A 2,347-nucleotide genomic window follows, 5' to 3' on the forward strand; every position below is an offset into this window, starting at 1 on the left:
TGCCTAGGCCAAGCGCGTCGTTGAGAACACAGCACGGCACCGCAATTAGGGTCTGCTGTGGAAAAAAGCCACCAGGGACACACTTTCCGGACGGCATCAAGGATCAAACTCCTCTCGGCCGGCCGCTGCGATCAAATCCGAACGGTCCGGTATGATCCGCAGCAACCCTGGCGCGAAGATTCTGATTTCAGGGAAAGACTCGCGCAAGTATTCGTACGCCTTCTGCGGCGAACTCGCATCGGTGATGACAATGCCGTCAAACGGTTCGGCATCTTTCAACCCCGCCACCACAGGGACGCCATGACAGCGCACTTGCCTCGCTTTCTTATCGACCACAGCCACAATGGACACCTCTGCCTCGGAAGCCGCAAGAAATGCGATTTCCGCAAGCTCGCCACTCCCGAACAAAACAAGCCGCCCAGCCCCAGTTGCTTGTGCCCGCTCAAAAGCCTCTGCATATTGACCTCGAGCCTCACGAAAAAAGCACAGTGACGTCTCAAGGTATTTGGCGACCAAACGGCCCTTTTCGCGAAAACCCTGCGGCGTCAGATAGTAGGCATAACGCCGATATGGAACCTGGCGGACCTTCACATAGCCCTTGTTGACGGCGCGCTTAAGAAGCGCGTTGATCAGGCCAACGGAGACGCCGATATGCTGCTTCAGCGCAATCTGCGTCACCACTTCGCCACGCTCAATGGCTGTGAGGAAGTCGAGTTCAGCGTCGGATTTGGTTCCTTTGGGCAACACAGCTTTCCATTCCCAGTCCGGGACTTCAAATACTGCGAATGGAACCGTCATTCAAGCTTTGAAATTCATTCTTTGAATATACTAAGTTGGAGAAGTTAGATTCGTTGAGTAAGTGCCCCGCATCCGTTCCTCTCTTTGCAGGGCTTTGGACCAATCACGGCATCGCCACATTCGCGGACATGTTAAATAGATGACAAAAGACGAAGTGTTGGTCACAGGTGGGGCCGGCTACATTGGCAGCCATACCGTGCTAGCCTGTCAGGAGCATTCCTACCCAGTGGTTGTTCTTGACAACCTCGCCAAGGGCCGGCGCGACCTGGTGCCTGAGGGGGTTCCCTTCTATTTGGGAGACGTGGGCGACAAGACTGTGCTTGAGCGTATCTTCAATGAGCATCGTATCTCAGCGGTTATGCACTTCGCTGGCGATATCGTTGTCCCGGAGTCCGTCGTTGCGCCGTTGACCTATTACGCTAACAACACTTGCAAGACGAGACAGCTGCTCCAAACCTGTGTGGACCACGGCATCAACCGCTTCGTGTTTTCTTCGACAGCTGCGGTGTATGGTCAACCCGAAACTACCTCGGTAAGCGAGACGGCGCCGACGCGACCGGTCAACCCCTACGGAACCTCAAAGTTGATGGTTGAGTGGATGCTACGCGACCTCGCTATTGCTCAGGATTTCCGTTATGTGGCGCTGCGTTACTTCAACGTGGCCGGCGCCGACCCTCTGGGGCGAACCGGACAGTCAACCCCGGGGGCCACACATCTGATCAAGACCGCCTGCGAAGTCGCGGCCGGCAAGCGCGCGGAGCTCCAAGTATTCGGCAATGATTACGACACTCCGGATGGAACCTGCATCCGTGATTACATTCACGTAAGTGACTTGGCGAGGGCACATGTTAGCGCTCTTACCCATCTTAGGGACCAGGGCAATAGTCTGACGCTAAACTGCGGCTACGGCCGGGGCTATTCCGTTCGCCAGGTGATAGAAGGTATCAAACAGCTCTCCGGGGTGAACCTGCGCGTGCGTACGGCACCACGACGAGCCGGCGATGTGGCTGCACTGGTAGCGGATGCGTCACGCTTGCAGGCCTCGCTTAATTGGAGCCCCGAGCACGACAATCTCGATTTCATCTTGAGCACCGCCTTAGATTGGGAAGAGCGACTGAACGCCGGTGGGTAGAGCCAACAACACCCTATTCGGCGTTTAGTTACGCACGAGATCACGCGGCTGCAACCGGCTGCCGTGGACCAGCACCAAGGCAAAAAAGCAGGTTTGCCTAAGAGACTGCGGTGGCTGCTGGATATCCTCTTCAATCGCGCCGAGAAGTGCCTTGGTGTAAGGCTCCGTTTCATTCATCCGCCGGTCCTTGCTCCGCCCTAAGCGAGCGTCCCGCACAAAACGATGATGAACCTGTAACGAATGCGGACTTCCGAGCAGGTAGATAGCAGCCGATGTACTTGATGCTGCCTCCCTCAAGGCCCAAACCGAGCCCCTGACTTAAACCATTTGTACATTGTTGGCTGACAAGGGCATCAAACTCACCGGTTGGCCAGAAACTACGGTTTAGTGCAGGTGAAACATGATTCGCCCTAGAAG

General features: G+C 55.8%; 3 protein-coding genes. 1 reads left to right on the forward strand and 2 read right to left on the reverse strand.

Translation table 11 applies throughout. From position 1 onward, the window contains the following. Window positions 1-96: 96 nt before the first annotated feature. Window positions 97-798: a hypothetical protein gene (locus IQ256_RS28925; protein WP_228025395.1), complete on the reverse strand. Its 702-nt coding sequence runs from the start codon at window positions 796-798 to the stop codon at window positions 97-99. Between the two features lie 139 nt (window positions 799-937). On the opposite strand from IQ256_RS28925, the gene galE reads away from it, so the two are divergent. Continuing rightward, the gene (gene galE / locus IQ256_RS28930; RefSeq protein ID WP_193859134.1) at window positions 938-1,930 is read left to right on the forward strand and encodes a UDP-glucose 4-epimerase GalE; all 993 of its coding nucleotides are present in this window, start codon (window positions 938-940) and stop codon (window positions 1,928-1,930) included. Window positions 1,931-1,954: 24 nt separating this feature from the next. On the opposite strand, the gene IQ256_RS28935 is transcribed toward galE, so the two are convergent. Further along, a complete protein-coding gene (locus IQ256_RS28935; RefSeq protein WP_193859135.1) occupies window positions 1,955-2,107 on the reverse strand; it encodes a hypothetical protein in 153 nt (50 codons plus the stop codon). Between the last annotated feature and the right edge of the window lie 240 nt (window positions 2,108-2,347).

Source organism: cf. Phormidesmis sp. LEGE 11477 (genome assembly GCF_015207105.1).
In the GTDB taxonomy this organism is placed as follows: Bacteria; Cyanobacteriota; Cyanobacteriia; order Phormidesmidales; family Phormidesmidaceae; genus Phormidesmis.

What these genes read in the sequence shown, in the direction of transcription:
- IQ256_RS28935 (WP_193859135.1), bottom strand. Translation starts at nt 2,107, where the DNA reads ATGAATGAAACGGAGCCTTACACCAAGGCACTTCTCGGCGCGATTGAA.
- galE (WP_193859134.1), top strand. Translation starts at nt 938, where the DNA reads ATGACAAAAGACGAAGTGTTGGTCACAGGTGGGGCCGGCTACATTGGC.
- IQ256_RS28925 (WP_228025395.1), bottom strand. Translation starts at nt 798, where the DNA reads ATGACGGTTCCATTCGCAGTATTTGAAGTCCCGGACTGGGAATGGAAA.